Here is a 2,418-nt window from a genome sequence, read left to right on the forward strand (position 1 = left end):
GGTCACTAGCGGGGCAGGGTGAGCGTAAACGGCTCCTTGACGTGGATCCAGACGGGCAGGCCGCCGCCGAGCTCGGCGAGGGTGTTCACGTTGGCCGGGGCGCCGGGGATATAGCGGAGCCATTCCTGGTTGGCCGCATCCCAGGCGTAGATGACGGTGACGCGGTCTTCGTTGCCGGCGAGAGCGCTGGCGATGGCGACTTTGCCCTGCCCGCCGGGCACGAGGTTCCAGCCGGCGGAGAGGGGCACCTCGATCTCCTCGCCGAAGGGGATGACGATGTCGAGGACGATGGCGCCCTCCGGGTCGGGCGGGAGGACGGGCGGAAGCGAGTGCTCGACGACCTGGCCGGTGCTGCAGGAAGCGGTGGCGATGCGGTAGTCGTCCCAGGTGAGGGAGACCGAATCGCCGGGGCCCAGGACTTTGTCGCCGCTATCGCCGATCCAGCCGCGGGCGGTCGCGCCGGGGCCGCCGAAGAAGGTCGCGCTTTCGCCGGGGCGAAGGATGCCGGAGAGGTCGAGGTGCTCAGCGAGGCCGGTGAAGGCGCCGGGGCTCTCAAGACCGAAGCCGGCGAGGTTCACGGTGGTTGCGCCGCGGTTAGTGACGGTGATGCTCTCCTGTCCGGTGCAGGAGAAGGCGGAGATGGTGAGGTCGCCGGGGAGCTGCGCCGGGAGCGCGGGGAAGGTGACCATGACGTTGGTCGGCTTGATGAGGCTGTTGGTGATTTTGATCCAGGCCTGGCACTCGTCGTCATCGAGGGTGGGCCTGGCGATGGCGGTGTTGATGGGGTTGCCAAGGGGGTCAAGGGTATCGAAGGTGGTGGAGGTGGCGAAGCGGCGGGTGCCGTTGATGCTCGAGGGCTGGTCGGCAGCTTCAAGGATGATGCCTTCGCCGGCGTCGATTTCGAAGGCGATCGGGATGCCGAGGGTGTTGTTGTAGTTGGCGGCATCGCAGTAGCCGTCACGGTCCTTCAGGTGGGCGACAACGTACTTGACCTGGGCAGATTCGCCGTTGACGACGGTGACGCGCTTGTAGCCGGCCCAGCGCCAGGTGGTTTCCGCCGTGTTCGAAGCGATGGCCGGGTGCTTGCCGCGGGTGGTGGGCTCGGGGTATTCGACGACGGCGTAGTAGCGGCTGCGTCCGACGATTTGCTCGGGCTCGCAGTGCGGGTTGCCGGTGATGGGGTTGGCGGGGCACTCCTCGAAGGTGAGGTTGAAATCGCCGTAGGTGGACACGGTGGCCTGGCCCTGGCCGTCAGAGGGCTGGCTCATCATGCGCGGCTTGCGTTCGCTGCCGAGGGCGGTGGGCACCTTCGTGTGGGGGTTGATGTTGAAGGCGAAATCGGTCGGGTCATCCGGGACGAAGAAGCCGGAGGAGCCTGCGGTGACCCGCGGGTTGTAGCTGTTGCGGACGGGTTCGTTCTGCATGAGGAAGGTGACGATGGCCGCGGGCATCTCCGGCGGGGAAGGGCGGAAGTCGGGGTCGCCGCGGAGGCGGTCCCAGTCGTCGGGGAGGACCCAGCGGTCGGCGGGGACTTTGCGGCCGTCGGGCTTGGTTTCGGCGGGACGGCCGGAGGGGTTCGAGCCGACGAAGTAGCCGCGGACGTTGGCGGTGACGCCGCCGAGGGTGGAGACGAACTGGTCGGGGGTGGCCTCGACGGTGACGTCTTCGAAGACGAGGTAGTAGATGACGAACGCGATCTTGGTCCACGGGCGGTCGGAGATGAAGACCTCGATGTCGACCTCGCCGGGGGACTCGCTTTCATAGCGGACGGTGACCGAGCAGTTCGGGCCGAAGTCGGCGGTGGCGTTGCCGGGCCCGTTGATGGTCACGCCGGGGGAGGGCAGGAAGGAGCCGGACTGGCCGCGGGAGCGAACGAAGTTGACGGTCTGGCCGGCGCAGGAGGTGGAGGAGGCGAAGGCGTAGGTGATGGTGACGATCTGCCCGGCCCAGGCCACGCGGATGTCCTTCTGGCCGGGGATAAAGGTGTAGGTGATGGTGAGGGTTTCGAGGTCGGTCGCCCGGGTGGTCTGGTTGGGGTAGAAGACCTCAATTTCGAGGCGCGTCTGGGCGCCCGGGCCGCAGTTCGGGGCGTTGGTGGTGGAGATGCGAATGTCGTCGGGGTTGGCGTCGGTGTCGCCGAAGGCAGCGGCGAAGGGGTCGCCGGTGCCGTTGTTCAGTTCGAAGCGGCCGCCGACGGAGGTGCCGGTGACGAGGGTGGGTTCCGAATTATCGGGGACGACGAAGTAGCCGCAGCCGATGATGCGCATGGTGAGCCAGGCGCCATCGACGAGGAGGTTGGTGGTGGCCGGGCTGCCGGAGTTGAAGGAGCCGATGACCCACTCGGTGAGGTTGGCGGAGGCGAGGAAGGTGCCATCGGCGACGTTGAAGCGGGTCTGGAGGGTGATGGAGCCGTTGGTC

The 2,418-nt window shown here is 67.5% G+C and carries 1 protein-coding gene; it reads right to left on the reverse strand.

What is annotated here, in order from left to right; all coding sequences use genetic code 11:
* Nucleotides 1-5 precede the first annotated feature (5 nt).
* The coding region (locus VAE46_RS08180) for a hypothetical protein (protein ID WP_322796438.1) at nt 6-2,418 on the reverse strand (2,413 nt) is incomplete at its 5' end.

It is taken from the genome of Tepidiforma sp. (assembly GCF_034433535.1).
GTDB lineage: Bacteria > Chloroflexota > Dehalococcoidia > Tepidiformales > Tepidiformaceae > Tepidiforma.